Below are 15,639 nucleotides of genomic sequence, written 5' to 3'. Positions count from 1 at the left end.
TGACGGAAGACCTAAACCTTAATTGTTTAGCCCCGAATACTCAGGGTTGTGAGCTTATTTAAGCTCAACCTCAGCTCCAGCTTCTTCTAAAGATGTTTTAAGCCCTTCAGCTTCTTCTTTAGATACTCCTTCTTTAATTGCTTTAGGAGCACCATCAACTAATTCTTTAGCGTCTTTAAGACCTAAACCTGTTAATTCTTTAACTAACTTTACTACAGCTAATTTTGAACCACCAGCTGCTTTTAAAATTACATCAAATTCTGATTTTTCTTCTGCTGCGTCTTCACCGCCACCAGCACCAGGACCTGCTACTGCTACAGCTGCTGCTGCAGGTTCTATACCGTATTCTTCTTTTAAAATATCAGCTAATTCGTTAACTTCTTTTACCGTTAAGTTAACTAATTGTTCTGCGAAATCTTTTAATTCTGCCATTTTTGTTTGTTTTAATTTTTTATTATTTAGTTTATAAGTGCGTACTGTTTATTTTACTGATAAAGTCTTAATAATTCCAGATATTTTCTGACCGCCAGATTGTAAAGCTCCAATAACATTTTTAGCTGGAGACTGTAACAATGTGATAACTTCACCAATAAGTTCTTCTTTAGATTTAATACTTACAAGTGTATCTAATTGGTTATCGCCAACATAAATAGACTCTTCAATATAAGCTCCTTTAAGAACTGGTTTGTCAGATTTTTTACGAAATTCTTTAATTACTTTTGCGGGAGCATTACCTATTTCAGAAATCATCAAAGAGGTATTTCCCTTTAAAACTTCAGGTAACTCTCCAAAATCTTTATCAGATTTTTCCATTGCTTTGGTAAGCAACGTGTTTTTAACAACTGCCAATCTTACATTCGCTTTGAAACAAGCTCTACGTAATTTTGTAGTGTTTGATGCATCTAAGCCCGATATATCTGCAAGGTATATTGTGCTATTATCAGCTAATTGGCCTGTTAAGTCGTCTATTACTTGTGATTTTTGTTCTCTAGTCATTTTTCTAAACTTTTAACTTGCTACAACTGATTTAGTATCTATTTCTATACTAGGACTCATGGTACTAGACATAAAGACACTTTTTACATATACTCCTTTAGAGGTTGTTGGTTTTAACTTCATAATTGTTGAGAACAATTCTTTAGCGTTACCAGCAATTTTATCGGCGTCAAAAGACGCTTTACCTATAGCAGCATGAATGATTCCTGTTTTATCAACTTTAAAATCAATCTTACCACCTTTAACGTCTGCAACAGCTTTTGCAACATCCATAGTTACGGTACCAGTCTTAGGATTTGGCATTAAACCACGTGGGCCTAACACTCTACCTAAAGGACCTAATTTACCCATAACACTTGGCATAGTTACAATTACGTCAACATCTGTCCATCCTCCTTTAATTTTTTGAAGGTATTCATCTAAACCAACATAATCAGCACCTGCCTCTTTAGCTTCTGCTTCTTTATCTGGTGTTACTAATGCAAGTACTTTTACATCTTTACCTGTTCCGTGTGGTAATGTTACAACACCACGAACCATTTGATTTGCTTTTCTAGGATCAACTCCTAAACGAACTGCAACATCAATAGATGGATCAAACTTTACATTGGATATTTCTTTTACCAAAACAGCCGCTTCGTCTAAAGGATATGCTTTAGTAGCATCTACTTTTGCTTTAGCTTCTTTTCTATTTTTAGTTAATTTCGACATTTTTTATAAAATTATAAAGTTTAAGCAGGAAACTTTCCTTTAACTCTTATTCCCATTGATCTTGCTGTACCTGCAACCATTTTCATTGCCGATTCAACTTTAAATGCATTCAAATCTTGCATTTTGTCTTCGGCAATGGTTTTTACTTGATCCCAAGTTACCGTAGCTACTTTTTTTCGATTAGGCTCACCAGAACCTTTTTTAGTTTTAGCAGCTTCTAATAATTGTACTGCAGCAGGTGGTGTTTTTACAACAAAGTCAAAAGACTTATCTTTAAAAACAGTAATTACCACTGGTAACACTTTACCATGTCTATCTTGAGTTCTAGCATTAAATTGCTTACAGAACTCCATGATATTTACCCCAGCAGCACCTAAAGCAGGTCCAACAGGCGGCGAAGGATTTGCTGCCCCTCCACGAACTTGTAATTTTACAACCTTACTAACTTCTTTTGCCATTTTTTAAACTTTAGTTTAGACTCTATTTAATGGAAAGCTTAAATAGTAGTCCTAAATATGTAACATTTATGATATTTTCTCAACTTGCATATAGCTTAATTCCAATGGAGTTTTTCTTCCAAAGATTTTAACCATAACTTCAAGTTTACGTTTTTCTTCATTTATATTTTCAATAGTACCATCAAATCCGTTAAATGGCCCATCAATCACTTTAACTGTTTCTCCTTTTACATAAGGAATTGCAACATTTTCATTCTGAACAGCCAATTCATCAACCTTACCTAGCATTCTGTTCACTTCTGATTTTCTCAAAGGTACTGGGTCACCACCTTTAACCTCACCTAAAAAACCTATTACACCAGTAACCGATTTTATAACATGCGGAAGTTCTCCAGTTAAATTTGCTTGAATCATTATATATCCTGGAAAATAAACTTTTTCTTTATTAACTTTTTTCCCTTGACGTATTTGTATAACTTTTTCTGTAGGTACCAAAACCTGATCAACATAATCAGAAAGTCCTAATCGAGCAATTTCATTCTCAATGTAAGTCTTCACTTTATTTTCTTGACCACCTATAGCTCTAACTACATACCATTTCTTTACAGAATCAGCCATATTAATTATTAAACAGATTAAAATATTGTTCTAAACCTAATTGAAAAAATTTGTCAACGGCAAACACCGCTAAAGCAAACAACACAGTAAAAATAGCTACCACGACAGTAGACTTTTGAGCTTCTGAAAAAGATATCCAAGTAACTTTCTTATTCAGTTCTTCAAAAGATTCTTTAATATATGTAACTACACCCATTGTATTTATTTTTTATGATACTTTATTAAATTCACTTTGAGTAAATTTAAATTTTGAATCACTCTATTTTTTACTATTTGCACGGGTGGAGAGGCTCGAACTCCCGACACCCGGTTTTGGAGACCGGTGCTCTACCAACTGAGCTACACCCGTATAGAATATCAGGTGCTCCTAATTAAAGGAGCACCTATACCTATAATATATATTTAACTAAAACTATTTATTAGGTGTCTTATAAAATTTCAGTTACCTGACCTGCACCTACTGTTCTACCTCCTTCACGGATTGCAAAACGTAAACCTACGTTCATTGCAATTGGTTGATGTAAATCAACAGTAATAGTTAAGTTATCACCAGGCATAACCATTTCTACACCAGAAGGCAGATTAATAGTACCTGTAACATCAGTTGTTCTTACATAAAACTGAGGACGATAATTGTTATGGAAAGGAGTGTGACGACCACCTTCTTCTTTTTTAAGGATATAAACCTCAGCTTTGAACTTATCGTGCGGAGTTACAGAACCTGGCTTACAGATTACCATACCTCTTTTAATATCAGTTTTTTCAATACCTCTTAATAAGATACCTACGTTATCACCAGCTTCACCTCTATCCAATATTTTACGGAACATTTCAACTCCAGTTACTGTAGAAGCTAACTTTTCAGCACCCATACCAATAATATCAACTGCATCACCAGTATTAGCAACACCAGTTTCAATACGACCAGTAGCAACAGTACCACGACCAGTAATAGAGAATACATCTTCAACTGGCATTAAGAAATCTTTATCAACATCACGCTTAGGCAACTCAATCCAGTTATCAACAGCATCCATTAATTCCATAACGGTATTTACCCATTTCTCTTCACCATTTAAAGCTCCTAAAGCAGAACCAGAAATTACAGGTCCATTATCACCATCATATTCATAGAAGTTTAATAAATCTCTAACTTCCATATCAACTAGCTCTAATAACTCTTCGTCATCAACCATATCAACTTTATTCAAGAAAACTACAATTCTTGGAATACCAACTTGACGCCCTAATAAGATATGCTCTCTAGTTTGAGGCATAGGCCCATCAGTTGCAGCTACTACTAAAATAGCACCATCCATTTGAGCAGCACCAGTAACCATGTTTTTTACATAATCCGCGTGACCAGGACAGTCAACGTGTGCATAATGACGATTAGCAGTTGCATATTCTACGTGAGATGTGTTAATAGTAATACCTCTCTCTTTTTCTTCTGGAGCGTTATCGATTTGGTCGAAATTTTTTACTTCAGAAAGACCTTTGTCTGCTAATACTTTAGTAATTGCAGCTGTTAAAGTTGTTTTACCGTGATCTACGTGTCCAATTGTACCTATGTTTAAGTGCGGTTTGGAACGATCAAAAGTTTCTTTTGCCATGATTATTAATTTTAAATCTTAGTTATTATATATATTTAGTTATTCTTGTATTTAATTTCGAGCCAATGACGGGAATTGAACCCGTGACCTCTTCCTTACCAAGGAAACGCTCTACCCCTGAGCTACACCGGCTTACAATTACCGACTTCAGATTAACGACAACCGCCTATCTAAACTCTTGAACTTAGAGCGGGAGACTGGAATTGAACCAATGACCTCCAGCCTGGAAGGCTGACGCTCTAAACAACTGAGCTACTCCCGCATATTGCACAATTTCCAAAGTAAATTATTGGTTATGTGATATTTTGAGCGAGAGACCGGGTTCGAACCGGCGACATTCAGCTTGGAAGGCTGACGCTCTACCAACTGAGCTACTCTCGCATTTTCTATACAATAAATAAGTATAGAGATGGTACTTTAATACAATTTTTGTGGGGAGAGCAGGATTCGAACCTACGAAGACGAAGTCAGCGGAGTTACAGTCCGCCCCAGTTGGCCACTTTGGTATCTCCCCAAAAAAAATTTAATTCAAAGAACTAATTTTAATATTATTGAGCCGATAGAGGGACTCGAACCCACGACCTGCTGATTACAAATCAGCTGCTCTAGCCAGCTGAGCTATATCGGCTTATTATATAAAAAAACAAACCGCTTTTTCTAACGGTTTGCAAATGTATAAAGTTTTATTTTTTTTACAAAACTTTTATGTCTATTTTTTTTATTAAAAATCATACATGATATGATCGCTGTTTTTCTTTCTTTTTACATAGTAGCCTTCTTAAAGATTCCGCTATCAAATCAACAGCTTCTTCAAATGTTTTACATTGTTTTTTTACAATTAATTCATCACCTGGAATAAGCATTTTTATTTCTGCAATTTTATTTTCTTTTTCGCTTGTATTCTGAACTTTCAAATAGACTTCAGAACCAATTATTTTATCGTAATATTTTTCAAGGTTATCTATTTTCACTTGAATAAAATCAACTAAGCTTTTGTCAATGTTAAAATTTACTGATTGAATATTTACTTTCATACAATTTAGGTTTTAGAGCTCCTTGGATGAGCCTGGTTATAAACTTTTTTTAATTCATTCAAACTGCTATGCGTATAAATCTGGGTTGAAGCTAGGCTTGAATGACCTAATAACTCTTTAACTGAATTTAAATCTGCCCCTTCGTTTAACAAATGTGTAGCAAACGAATGTCTAATAACATGAGGGCTTTTTTTAACTTTTGAAGATACTTTGCCAAAGTATTCATTTACTATTCTATAAACTAGATTTGGATATATTTTATTGCCTTTACTCGTTACAAAAAGATAATCACTACCACTGTTCAATTCTTTTCTTTCAGAAAGATAAACAGTTAATGTTTTTTGGACAGAGTTTAATAATGGAATGTATCTTTCTTTGTTTCTTTTACCTATTACTTTTAATGTAGTATTATGCAAGTTAACAGCATTTAACTTTAACTCTATGAGTTCTGCTCGACGCATCCCTGTAGAATACAACAACTCAACAATTAATTTATTTCGAGTTGATTCAAAATCAAGATCATCAGAATTCAAATTATTTAACACTTCTTCAATTTCTGCTTGAGAAAATGGAACTTGCATTTTCTTCGAAATCTTTAACGCTTGATGATTGAGTAGCGGTGTCTCTTTTAATTGTTTAGTTTTAACTAAAAACTTATAATAGGTTTTTAGGCTTGTTATTTTTCTATTAATGGTTCTATTAGATTTCTTTTCATTGACCATCTCTACTATCCATAATCTGATTTGACTGTAATTTACATCAATCAACTTTTCGGTATTATAGGTCTTTTGACAAAATAGTTTAAAAGATGTTAAATCGTCTTGATAGGCTCTAACGGTATGAGGTGAGTATTTTTTCTCAGAAGTGAGATAATCGATAAAATGAATTATTGACATAAAAAAACCGTTAGAAAACAAAGCTACAAAATATGTAGTGGCTTTACTAACGGTTTAACTTATTTTTAGTAGAAGTATATACCTATATAATAGGACGCAAATATTAACCTTGCTCTTCTTCTGTTCTAATGTTCTGAATATATTGAGCTTTTTGAATTTGAGCTCTTCTTTCAACTGAAGGTTTTGTAAAGTGTTTACGCTCACGCAACTGCTTCATAGTTTTAGTCCTGTCAAATTTTCTCTTAAAACGTTTTAACGCTCTATCTATATTCTCACCATCTTTTACTGGAATTATTAACATAGTGTTGCACCTCCCTTCATACGTATTCTTTTTAGTTATTTTTAATTGGGGTGCAAATATACAAAACTATTTAAGACTTCTACATTAATATTAGAACAAAAAAAATCCGACTTACGTCGGATTTTTTAACTCGGTATTTTATACTATTTAGGGTTTAAGATATTTTCTATCCTTTCAACAATATCTTGTAAATGAATTCTTTTCATGCCTGATGAATTTGCAGCAGACGACCTGGCAGAACGTTGTAACGTTTTTAACTCCGCTCTAACAACTGGTCTAATATCAGATTCTTTTACATTAACATTTGTTCTGGTTATCCATCTTCTAAATTGTGGTGGAATAGGCGTTTGCTCTTTAGTCATTAAATATTCCATCCTGTCAATATAAGCACGTTGTAAATTTCTTCTATAGGTATCTATTGAGCGTCCGTTATATACTTCGCTCCAAACACCTCTTCTTAAATCTCGCATCATATCAACTAATTTATACGCTTTGTTTCCGTTCAATGTTTCGTTTTCAATCATTCTAGCCATTCTACCAAAATCAAGAATATTATCTAAAGTTCTCGCTTGAATTCCTCTAATTCTTTCAACTGCACCAGCACTTTGGAATTTGTTGAAGATATTATCGTCAATCATCCATTTTGGAGTTTGAAATAAATTTTTATGTAAAAATTGTAATGATTCTTTCTGCTTAGCTTTCGAAACATGTGTATATACAGCTCCTTCTTGATCAGATGTTTTATAATATTCGTAAACTCCACCAATATTAGAGGTAACATGCCCCATATATCTATTAAATTGAGAAACTACATGACCGTACATAGTTTGTAAATCATCATAATTCTTACCTTCTTCAGATGTCCATTCTATCAAGTTAGGAACAATACGCTTAAGGTTTGCAATTCCATAATCACTAGCTTTTACAGCATCATCACCTAAGTCTTCTGTTTGCGAGCTGGGATCAATAACTCCTCCTCCTTGCTGACGACCAAATCTATACATTGGGTCTCCTGCATGTTTCAAAATCCAAGAATCTAACGTTTTCTTTTCATCTTCAGGAGTTTTTGCATCTAAAATTGGTCTATAGCCCCAAGCAATAGAATATTTATCATAAACGCCTATATTAGGCATTAAAGCTACACCTTTATCTTCTGGTTGAGCCACATAGTTAAAACGAGCGTAGTCCATAATTGAAGGTGCCGTACCATACTTTTGAGTAAACGATTTTGACCTTAAAGAATCAACTGGGTAAGCAGTACTACTACCCATATTGTGAGGTAATCCTAAAGTGTGTCCTACTTCGTGAGAGGAAACAAATTTAATTAGTTCACCCATAACTTCATCTTTAAATTCAGTTGTTTGAGCATCAGGATTTATAGCCGCAGTTTGCACAAAAAACCAACCGTTTAATAAACTCATTACATTGTGATACCAGTTAATATCAGATTCTAAAATTTCTCCAGAACGGGGATCACTTACATGTGGCCCATTTGCATTGGGAATAGGAGAAGCTAAGTATCGTACAACCGAATAGCGTACATCTTCAGGAGACCACTCTGGATCCTCCTCAACTGTTGGAGGATCTTTTGCTATAATGGCATCTTTAAATCCAGCTGCTTCAAAAGCTACTTGCCAATCTTCTATACCGTCTTTAATATATTTTCTCCATTTTTTTGGTGTTGCTCTATCTATATAATAAACAATTTGTTTTTTTGGCACTACCAATTCACCTCTTTTGAACTTCTCAATATCTTCATCTCTAACTTCTAAACGCCATCTATCTAAATACGTAAGTGTTTTACTTTTTTGAGCTTCTAAACCGTAATCAATTTGACTTGAAGTAAACCAACCCACTCTTTTATCAAACATTCTACGTTTCATAGGAACTTTTGGTAATAGCACCATTGAATTATTAATTTCAATGGATATAGTACCTGTACTTGAGTTTGAAGGTGGTGAACCTGCCATATATGTTTTTACATGTCTTGCTTCTATATTTTCAGGATAACTTTTAACACTTTCTATAAACGATTTGTCAGCGTCTAAACGAGATACTTTGTATTGTTTTCTTCTGAAGTCAGGTAAACCTAATGCTTTTACATCCTTATTGAAAAAATCAGTTACATCTATAACCGTTGCAGTAGAATCTTTACTAAACGCCTTAATTGGAAAAGTATATAATATAGGCTCAAAATTTGAATTTACAACGGCTTCGTGCACTGGCAATGAATCTGCTGCCACTACATTATGTGATACTACTCTAGCAACAATTTTTTTGCCTTTTTTCTGCCAACGAACAACTTTAGTATTTTGTTTACCGCCTCCAAAACCAATACCTGAAGCTGTTTTAGCAATACGAGTTACCATTAACATTTCACGCTCCAATAAAGAATCAGGGATTTCGTAGAAGTATTTTTCGTCAAGTTTATGTACTTTAAAAAGACCTTCGTCAGTTTTGGCCTCTTTGGTAATCACTTTATTATAAGGTTTTATAGCTCCTTTTTTAGCTGGTGGTTTTTTAGCTGTAGCAGCTGCTTTAGCTTTTGATTTACTTGCTTCTTTTGTACTTGAACAAGAAGCTGTTAGCAATGCCATAACAACAATAGCAATTGCAATAGGTAGTTTTTTGAACATAGATTTAGTTGAGTAAAGGGTTAATTTAATTTTAAAAAAACGAAAGTATTGAATAATGACTAATTATTTCTTAACAAAATGTTAAAGAAATCGGTAACTATCAAAATATTACATCTTATTTTTTCAAAGTCTCAGGAAAACCTTGAACCGTCAAGTCCCATAATTCTGGTAAAACAAAATATACAAAAAGGGTGAGGATAATTATAGAAATAATATTCATAACTATACCTTTTGACACCATATCTGGAATTCGTAAATAACCTGAACCAAAAACCACGGCGTTTGGTGGTGTTGCAACAGGTAGCATAAATGCACAGGATGCTGCCACGGCAGCAGCTGTCATTAATACAAACGGGTGCACATCTACCGTTAAAGCCATTGGTGCCAGTACAGGTAGTAACATAGCTGTTGTTGCCAAGTTAGACGTGATTTCTGTTAAAAAGTTAACTGCGGCAATCAATACCAATATCAATAAAATCAAAGTCAATCCTCCAAAAGCGGTCATTTGGCTTCCTAACCAAAATGCTAATCCGCTAACTTCAAACCCTTTGGCCAACGCCATGCCACCTCCGAATAGAACAATAATTCCCCAAGGTAGTTTTACTGCTTCGTTCCATTTGACCAATTTATCTTTTTTATCCTTTGATGGGATTAAAAATAACACTATCGCAAAGGCAATGGCAATAATGGTATCATCCAATTGTGGTAATATTTTTTGTAATAAAAAGGAACGCGTAATCCAACAAAAAGCAGTTAAGGCAAAGACAAAAGCGACCACTTTTTCCTCATAACTTATTTTGCCTAATTGCTGTAAAAGTCTTTTAATTTCTGCCCTACCTCCTGGGAACTCCTTTTGTTTAAACGTAAAGGCAAATTTGGTCAGATAGTTCCAGCAAATAATTAATAAAACCACTGAAATTGGAAAACCAAATAGAAACCATTGCGAAAAGGTAATTTCGTAACCATAGGTTTCTTCCACAACGCCAGCCAACACTAAATTTGGTGGCGTTCCAATTAAGGTAGCCACTCCACCAATAGAGGCACTGTAAGCAATAGCTAACATCAAGGCTTTACCAAAAATTCTGTTTTCATCTTCAACGGTATCAGGGTTATCCTTTAACTGTTTTATGATGGCAATACCAATTGGCAGCATCATGACGGATGTGGCAGTATTGGAAATCCACATAGATAAAAATGCGGTAGCCAACATAAAACCTAAAATGATCTTCCGAACATCTGAACCAATAAGATTGATGATATTTAAAGCTATCCGTTTGTGTAAATTCCATTTTTCAATGGCAATAGCAATGATAAAACCGCCCAAATACAAGAACACATATTTATGCCCGTAAGAACCACTTGTCGATGCAATATCTAATCCGCCCGAAAGTGGAAATAATACAATTGGTAACAAGGCTGTAACAGCTATTGGAATAGCTTCCGTTATCCACCAAATAGCAATCCACAAGGTTGCTGCCAATACTGCATTGGCTTCTTTAGACAAGCCTTCTGGATGGAAAAAGATTAAGGTAAGTGCAAAAACTATTGGACCTAGAATGAGGCCTGTTTTTTGAGTTATAGTGGTTTGGTTCATTCGTTATTGGCTGTTATTTGGTAAAGCTAAGGAATTTTTTTGAGTCAAAATAAGAATCAAAACAATTGTCCTTAAAGGAAAAAACTAACAACTACTATCAAGTAAAATTAAACAGACTCAACAAACAACCCTTCCTCATTTTTTGTAACAACTGCCAGTTTATGCTTAGTCAACCCTTTAATGGTTTTATCCCATTTTTTATTGCTTAGGCCTGATTGTGATTTGAGTTCTGTTAAATCTATTGGTGAATTCGCTTTTAGCAATTTCAAAACCTCTTTTTCCTCATCGGTTAAGTCTAGGGCTTTCTTTTCAGGTCGCATTTGAGGAAAAAACAATACCTCTTGAATAGATTGCTGATTGGTTAAAAACATAACTAACCTGTCCATACCAATACCCAACCCTGAAGCTGGTGGCATACCGTATTCCAACGAACGTAAAAAATCATAATCTATAAATTCCGTGGCTTCATCGTCGCCTTTTTGAGCCAATTTTAATTGATGTTCAAAACGTTCTCTTTGGTCAATCGGGTCATTAAGCTCAGAATAAGCATTTGCGATTTCTTTACCACAAACCATCAACTCAAAACGTTCCGTTAATTCCGGATTTGTACGGTGTTCTTTACATAGTGGACTCATCTCCTTTGGATAGTCTGTTATATAGGTGGGTTGGATGTAATTTTCTTCACATTTTTCTCCAAATATTTCATCAATCAACTTGCCTTTACCCATAGTCTCATCCACTTCAACTCCCATTTCTTTAGCCGCTTTTCGGATTTCATCTTCAGTTTTACCCGTAATATCAAAACCCGTAAATTCAATAATGGCATCGGTCATCGTCACTCTTTTGTACGGAGCTTTAAAATCGATTTCATGCTCGCCGAAAGTTGCTTTTGTAGTTCCGTTTACCGCAATGGCACAATACTCCAATAGGTTTTCTACAAACTCCATCATCCAATTGTAATCCTTATACGCTACGTATATTTCCATAGCCGTAAATTCGGGATTATGGGTTCTGTCCATACCCTCGTTACGGAAGTTTTTAGAGAACTCATACACACCGTCAAAACCGCCAACAATCAATCGTTTTAGGTACAGTTCATTCGCAATACGTAAATACAACGGAATATCTAGACTGTTATGATGCGTTACAAACGGACGAGCGGCTGCTCCTCCTGGTATGGGTTGTAAAATTGGCGTTTCAACTTCGAAATAACCTGCATCATTAAAATAGGTACGCATGGCATTAAAGAGTTTTGTACGTTTTACAAAAACTTCTTTTACGTGCGGATTTACCACCAAATCGGCATAACGTTGACGGTAACGCAATTCAGGGTCGTTAAATTCGTCATGGATATTTCCTTCGGCATCTACTTTTGGTAACGGTAATGGTTTTAGGGTTTTACTCAATAGCGTAAAATCTTTAACTTTTATGGTTTTTTCACCAACCTTGGTTAAAAATAACTCGCCTTCAACACCTATAAAATCACCAATATCTAATAGTTTTTTATAAACATCATTGTATTTGCTTTTATCGTCGCCTGTACAGATTTCATCACGATTAAAATACACTTGTATTCTACCATCACTATCTTGCAACTCAGCAAAACTAGCACTCCCTTGAATACGACGTGACATTAATCGACCTGCAACCACAACTTTCTTACCCTCTTCAAAATTAGATTTTATCTGTTTAGAAGTATGATCTAATGCAAATAAATCCGCAGGATACGGATTGATGCCCAATTGACGTAGTTTCTGTAGTTTTTCGCGTCTTACGACTTCTTGCTCTGACAATGCCATGTTATTCCTTTTGATTTGGCGGCAAAGATAGTATATTTTCTATACAAATTAGTGTAACAAAGTGCCCCAAACCACGTCCTATTATAAGATAAAATTCTTATATCTTTGTAAACGAAAATAGTATGGGTTGTTTTAGAGTATTGCTGTCCGTTATCTGTCCACCATTGGCAGTTATTGATAAAGGATGTGGGTCAATAGTAATTGTTTTAATTCTAACTGTATTAGGTTGGGTACCTGGCGTAATAGCGGCTCTAATTATTTTGAATAATCCAAATAGATAATTGTAAAGTCATTGAATAAAAATATACAACTACAAGATTTAGGAACAAAAGACTACAAAGAAACTTGGGATTATCAAGAAGAACTGTTTGATGCTATTTTGCAAATAAAACGTAAAAACAGAAATGAAAATCTGAATCTTGAAACGCCGAATCATTTTTTGTTTGTAGAACATCCTCATGTGTATACCTTGGGCAAAAGTGGTGATTTGAACAATTTATTATTGGGTGAAAAGCAGCTCAAAGAAAAAGGCATATCCTTTCATAAAATTAATCGTGGTGGCGACATCACGTACCACGGCTTTGGACAAATAGTAGGCTATCCAATTTTAGATTTGGATAATTTCTTTAACGACATTGGTAAATACATGCGTTCTTTAGAAGAAACCATTATTCGGGTTTTAGCTGATTATGGTTTAAAAGGTGAACGCAGCACAGGAGAAACCGGTGTTTGGTTAGATGTTGGTACTCCTTTTGCAAGAAAAATTTGTGCTTTAGGCGTAAGAAGTAGCCGTTGGGTAACCATGCACGGATTTGCTTTAAACGTAAATACCAACTTAGGTTATTTTGACCACATTATTCCGTGTGGTATTCGTGGTAAGGCAGTTACTTCTTTGGAAGTTGAATTGGGTAAAACACTAGATATCGAAGAAGTGAAAACTAAAATATTAAAGCATTTTGGAGATGTTTTTGAAGTAAATTTTGTAACCACCCAACTGAGAATTTAATTACACGTCACCCTGAACTTTTTTCAGGGTCTAGTACATTAGAATCAGTTGCCGAAACAACTTCAGCATGACGATTCGCGTCAATCTTCTTCGTTAAAATATACTTTGTAATACATCATTTTTCGCTCTTCATCATAGCCTTTTTCTAAATATTCTTCCGCGGCATCAGGAGCATCAATATCCAGTTTAATCTGAATATTTGTATCAAGCTTAATGTCCGTTTTAATCTTCTTTTTTTGTTTTTTTACAACTGCTTCAGATATTGAAAATTGATTACGAACAAGTACTCCATTTATATCCTCAAATTGTTTTTTGTAACCGTCAAACAAATCCTTTCTGTTATCTTCTTCAAAAACGGTTTCTTTAAAATCATTGACGTTTACGCTTTCATTTTCTTTAAAAAAATCCATTGTTTGTGCTAGAAATTGATTTTGTTGTTGGTTGCCAAACTCTTGCTTGATAACTTCTTCAGAAAAATCCTTACACAAATCTATGTAGACTTGTGTATGTCTATTACTATCATCGGCATACTTGATATTCAGAAAATTTTTAATCCAATATTGTGCGTCGTAATTATTGTTATCAACCGACAGAATGGTATAACCAGCATCGTCTTGCGAATTGATGACCAAGCAGCCTTTATCTAATTTCTTGGTGCTGATTCCCTGCTGTACAAACACGTCAAAACTACTACCTTCTTTGTAGGTCTGAAAAAAATCGGCTTTGTTTTCAATTTTAAAAATCCCCAAAGCTTGAGTGTTGACCTCCCTATATTCAATATCCTCGAAAAGAGCAATCATTACATCTCCTGTTTTGATTTGAGCGGAATTGGATTGCTCAAACAAGTGTTTAACAATGTTTTTAGAAATCTCAATAAAAGTATTATCATCGCTAAAAACTTGTTGAGCATAACTATTGATCTCATTTAAATTAATGTCTGCGTGGTGGTTAAAACGATAACTTTCCGTAACGTTTCCAAAAGGTCTCAACAAAAAAGGTTGCATCAATTTATAGCTATCTTCATCGAAAGTGACGACATCTTCTGAAAATACATTATTAGCCTCATTGAATTTATTACCTACTTTATGAATGATGAATTTGGAAATAAACGCCTTGTTTCTTTTAATCATTGAATTGAAAATTTAGATACGCAAAAGTAGTGTTCCCTTTTTAATTTTCAATTTGAAGAAGGTTTTTATTTCTAAGTAATAATAACTATTTAATAATTTTAGTCAGTTCCTGAGAGCCCGTTAATTTTCCTTTTTTATTATACGATTCAGATTTAACCATGGCCTTATCTTTACTATGCCATTCGACACCGCTACCCTTTACTTTAATGAAACCTATTTTACTTTCAAAATCATAAGATACTTTAGCACATTCAAATGTTCCCGCTGATGTTGTAATAGTTTCATTTTCTAAAATTTTTCGATTGGTAATATCCATAGTAACCGTTACCACTTTCAGGTCATTGTTGAATACTTTAACAGTAATCGACCCATCGTTCAAATTGGTTCCTGTTTTCATATCATTAGGAAACTCTAGTATGTCCCCTTGCATTTCAACGGTAAAACCATCTCCGTTATAACTAGAGATTTGATTATTGTCAAAAAACCGAACCATGTCAATGGCAATTATACCACTTGTACATGAAACTTTATATTCTGAACTAAATGTTTCATCTTTTTTCCCGGTAGTCGTCATTTTAATCTGTGCGGTGACTTTTCCATCCTGGTTATTTGTATTCTCCGTTTTATGAGTACTTTTTGAAGCTTGCTTGCCTTTTTTATCAAATTGAGTGTATTCTAATGTTACTCCTTCATTCAAAATTAAAAAATCACAATCTTGAGCTGTAATTTGAAACGTAAAGAGCAAGCATAAACCTAATATTATATTTTTCATAATTAACTATTTTTAATTTAATTGTAGTGTTAATATTTTATTGTGGAATCGATTTTGTCAAATTTAGCAAAAGAA

17 protein-coding genes and 6 tRNA genes are annotated in these 15,639 nt (G+C 34.3%); 2 read left to right on the top strand and 21 right to left on the bottom strand.

The genetic code is table 11. The features are described from left to right. Nucleotides 1–54 precede the first annotated feature (54 nt). From rplL to lysS, 19 genes are all read right to left on the bottom strand, one after another. Nucleotides 55–432, bottom strand: a complete 378-nt coding sequence (rplL, locus tag U5A88_RS04710; protein ID WP_354204214.1) for a 50S ribosomal protein L7/L12 — start codon at nt 430–432, stop codon at nt 55–57. A gap of 48 nt (nt 433–480) precedes the next feature. Further along, on the bottom strand, nt 481–996 hold the full coding sequence (gene rplJ, locus U5A88_RS04705; RefSeq protein WP_354204212.1) for a 50S ribosomal protein L10: 516 nt from the start codon (nt 994–996) through the stop codon (nt 481–483). Between the two features lie 12 nt (nt 997–1,008). Further along, a complete protein-coding gene (gene rplA / locus U5A88_RS04700) occupies nt 1,009–1,707 on the bottom strand; it encodes a 50S ribosomal protein L1 (protein ID WP_354204210.1) in 699 nt (232 codons plus the stop codon). 20 nt (nt 1,708–1,727) lie between these two features. After that, nucleotides 1,728–2,165 carry a 50S ribosomal protein L11 gene (rplK, locus tag U5A88_RS04695; protein WP_354204208.1) on the bottom strand — a complete coding sequence of 146 codons (438 nt, stop codon included), beginning with the start codon at nt 2,163–2,165 and terminating at the stop codon, nt 1,728–1,730. Between the two features lie 66 nt (nt 2,166–2,231). Continuing rightward, nucleotides 2,232–2,783 (bottom strand): transcription termination/antitermination protein NusG, encoded by a 552-nt coding sequence (gene nusG / locus U5A88_RS04690; RefSeq protein WP_354204206.1) that lies wholly within the window; start codon nt 2,781–2,783, stop codon nt 2,232–2,234. A gap of 1 nt (nt 2,784) precedes the next feature. Continuing rightward, nucleotides 2,785–2,979: a preprotein translocase subunit SecE gene (secE, locus tag U5A88_RS04685; RefSeq protein WP_354204204.1), complete on the bottom strand. Its 195-nt coding sequence runs from the start codon at nt 2,977–2,979 to the stop codon at nt 2,785–2,787. A gap of 80 nt (nt 2,980–3,059) precedes the next feature. Beyond that, nucleotides 3,060–3,132, bottom strand: a tRNA-Trp gene (locus U5A88_RS04680). A 79-nt stretch (nt 3,133–3,211) separates the two neighbouring features. After that, nucleotides 3,212–4,396 (bottom strand): elongation factor Tu, encoded by a 1,185-nt coding sequence (tuf, locus tag U5A88_RS04675; protein ID WP_354204202.1) that lies wholly within the window; start codon nt 4,394–4,396, stop codon nt 3,212–3,214. 60 nt (nt 4,397–4,456) lie between these two features. Then, nucleotides 4,457–4,528, bottom strand: a tRNA-Thr gene (locus U5A88_RS04670). Between the two features lie 56 nt (nt 4,529–4,584). Then, a tRNA-Gly gene (locus tag U5A88_RS04665) sits at nt 4,585–4,658 on the bottom strand. Between the two features lie 46 nt (nt 4,659–4,704). After that, nucleotides 4,705–4,777 (bottom strand) — tRNA-Gly (locus tag U5A88_RS04660). Nucleotides 4,778–4,828: 51 nt separating this feature from the next. After that, nucleotides 4,829–4,910: transfer RNA gene (locus U5A88_RS04655), tRNA-Tyr, on the bottom strand. Between the two features lie 40 nt (nt 4,911–4,950). Continuing rightward, nucleotides 4,951–5,024 (bottom strand) — tRNA-Thr (locus U5A88_RS04650). A gap of 100 nt (nt 5,025–5,124) precedes the next feature. Next, the gene (hpf, locus tag U5A88_RS04645) at nt 5,125–5,430 is read right to left on the bottom strand and encodes a ribosome hibernation-promoting factor, HPF/YfiA family (protein WP_354204200.1); all 306 of its coding nucleotides are present in this window, start codon (nt 5,428–5,430) and stop codon (nt 5,125–5,127) included. A gap of 5 nt (nt 5,431–5,435) precedes the next feature. Continuing rightward, nucleotides 5,436–6,326 carry a tyrosine-type recombinase/integrase gene (locus tag U5A88_RS04640; RefSeq protein WP_354204198.1) on the bottom strand — a complete coding sequence of 297 codons (891 nt, stop codon included), beginning with the start codon at nt 6,324–6,326 and terminating at the stop codon, nt 5,436–5,438. A 103-nt stretch (nt 6,327–6,429) separates the two neighbouring features. Next, nucleotides 6,430–6,627, bottom strand: coding sequence for a 30S ribosomal protein S21 (gene rpsU, locus U5A88_RS04635; protein ID WP_354204196.1), 198 nt, complete (start codon nt 6,625–6,627; stop codon nt 6,430–6,432). Nucleotides 6,628–6,770: 143 nt separating this feature from the next. After that, a complete protein-coding gene (locus U5A88_RS04630; RefSeq protein ID WP_354204194.1) occupies nt 6,771–9,263 on the bottom strand; it encodes a zinc-dependent metalloprotease in 2,493 nt (830 codons plus the stop codon). A gap of 115 nt (nt 9,264–9,378) precedes the next feature. Then, nucleotides 9,379–10,857, bottom strand: a complete 1,479-nt coding sequence (locus tag U5A88_RS04625; protein ID WP_354204192.1) for an SLC13 family permease — start codon at nt 10,855–10,857, stop codon at nt 9,379–9,381. 107 nt (nt 10,858–10,964) lie between these two features. Further along, entirely contained in the window at nt 10,965–12,656 is a 1,692-nt protein-coding gene (gene lysS / locus U5A88_RS04620) for a lysine--tRNA ligase (RefSeq protein WP_354204191.1), read from the bottom strand. A gap of 122 nt (nt 12,657–12,778) precedes the next feature. Here lysS and U5A88_RS04615 point away from each other — a divergent pair, with 122 nt between their 5' ends. Next, nucleotides 12,779–12,937 (top strand): YqaE/Pmp3 family membrane protein, encoded by a 159-nt coding sequence (locus tag U5A88_RS04615; RefSeq protein WP_354204190.1) that lies wholly within the window; start codon nt 12,779–12,781, stop codon nt 12,935–12,937. An 11-nt stretch (nt 12,938–12,948) separates the two neighbouring features. Then, nucleotides 12,949–13,662 carry a lipoyl(octanoyl) transferase LipB gene (gene lipB, locus U5A88_RS04610; RefSeq protein WP_354204189.1) on the top strand — a complete coding sequence of 238 codons (714 nt, stop codon included), beginning with the start codon at nt 12,949–12,951 and terminating at the stop codon, nt 13,660–13,662. Nucleotides 13,663–13,742: 80 nt separating this feature from the next. Here lipB and U5A88_RS04605 read toward each other — a convergent pair whose 3' ends face one another. Both U5A88_RS04605 and U5A88_RS04600 read right to left on the bottom strand, forming a co-directional pair. Next, the gene (locus tag U5A88_RS04605) at nt 13,743–14,792 is read right to left on the bottom strand and encodes a nucleoid-associated protein (RefSeq protein ID WP_354204187.1); all 1,050 of its coding nucleotides are present in this window, start codon (nt 14,790–14,792) and stop codon (nt 13,743–13,745) included. 85 nt (nt 14,793–14,877) lie between these two features. Continuing rightward, nucleotides 14,878–15,564, bottom strand: coding sequence for a TapB family protein (locus tag U5A88_RS04600; protein ID WP_354204185.1), 687 nt, complete (start codon nt 15,562–15,564; stop codon nt 14,878–14,880). Between the last annotated feature and the right edge of the window lie 75 nt (nt 15,565–15,639).

The sequence above is a fragment of the Aureibaculum sp. 2308TA14-22 genome (genome assembly GCF_040538665.1).
GTDB lineage: Bacteria > Bacteroidota > Bacteroidia > Flavobacteriales > Flavobacteriaceae > Aureibaculum.
This window is presented reverse-complemented; position numbering and strand designations above follow the sequence as displayed.

Coding starts and splice junctions, on each gene's coding strand:
- rplL (WP_354204214.1), bottom strand. CDS start 432: ATGGCAGAATTAAAAGATTTCGCAGAACAATTAGTTAACTTAACGGTA.
- rplJ (WP_354204212.1), bottom strand. CDS start 996: ATGACTAGAGAACAAAAATCACAAGTAATAGACGACTTAACAGGCCAA.
- rplA (WP_354204210.1), bottom strand. CDS start 1,707: ATGTCGAAATTAACTAAAAATAGAAAAGAAGCTAAAGCAAAAGTAGAT.
- rplK (WP_354204208.1), bottom strand. CDS start 2,165: ATGGCAAAAGAAGTTAGTAAGGTTGTAAAATTACAAGTTCGTGGAGGG.
- nusG (WP_354204206.1), bottom strand. CDS start 2,783: ATGGCTGATTCTGTAAAGAAATGGTATGTAGTTAGAGCTATAGGTGGT.
- secE (WP_354204204.1), bottom strand. CDS start 2,979: ATGGGTGTAGTTACATATATTAAAGAATCTTTTGAAGAACTGAATAAG.
- tuf (WP_354204202.1), bottom strand. CDS start 4,396: ATGGCAAAAGAAACTTTTGATCGTTCCAAACCGCACTTAAACATAGGT.
- hpf (WP_354204200.1), bottom strand. CDS start 5,430: ATGAAAGTAAATATTCAATCAGTAAATTTTAACATTGACAAAAGCTTA.
- U5A88_RS04640 (WP_354204198.1), bottom strand. CDS start 6,326: ATGTCAATAATTCATTTTATCGATTATCTCACTTCTGAGAAAAAATAC.
- rpsU (WP_354204196.1), bottom strand. CDS start 6,627: ATGTTAATAATTCCAGTAAAAGATGGTGAGAATATAGATAGAGCGTTA.
- U5A88_RS04630 (WP_354204194.1), bottom strand. CDS start 9,263: ATGTTCAAAAAACTACCTATTGCAATTGCTATTGTTGTTATGGCATTG.
- U5A88_RS04625 (WP_354204192.1), bottom strand. CDS start 10,857: ATGAACCAAACCACTATAACTCAAAAAACAGGCCTCATTCTAGGTCCA.
- lysS (WP_354204191.1), bottom strand. CDS start 12,656: ATGGCATTGTCAGAGCAAGAAGTCGTAAGACGCGAAAAACTACAGAAA.
- U5A88_RS04615 (WP_354204190.1), top strand. CDS start 12,779: ATGGGTTGTTTTAGAGTATTGCTGTCCGTTATCTGTCCACCATTGGCA.
- U5A88_RS04605 (WP_354204187.1), bottom strand. CDS start 14,792: ATGATTAAAAGAAACAAGGCGTTTATTTCCAAATTCATCATTCATAAA.
- U5A88_RS04600 (WP_354204185.1), bottom strand. CDS start 15,564: ATGAAAAATATAATATTAGGTTTATGCTTGCTCTTTACGTTTCAAATT.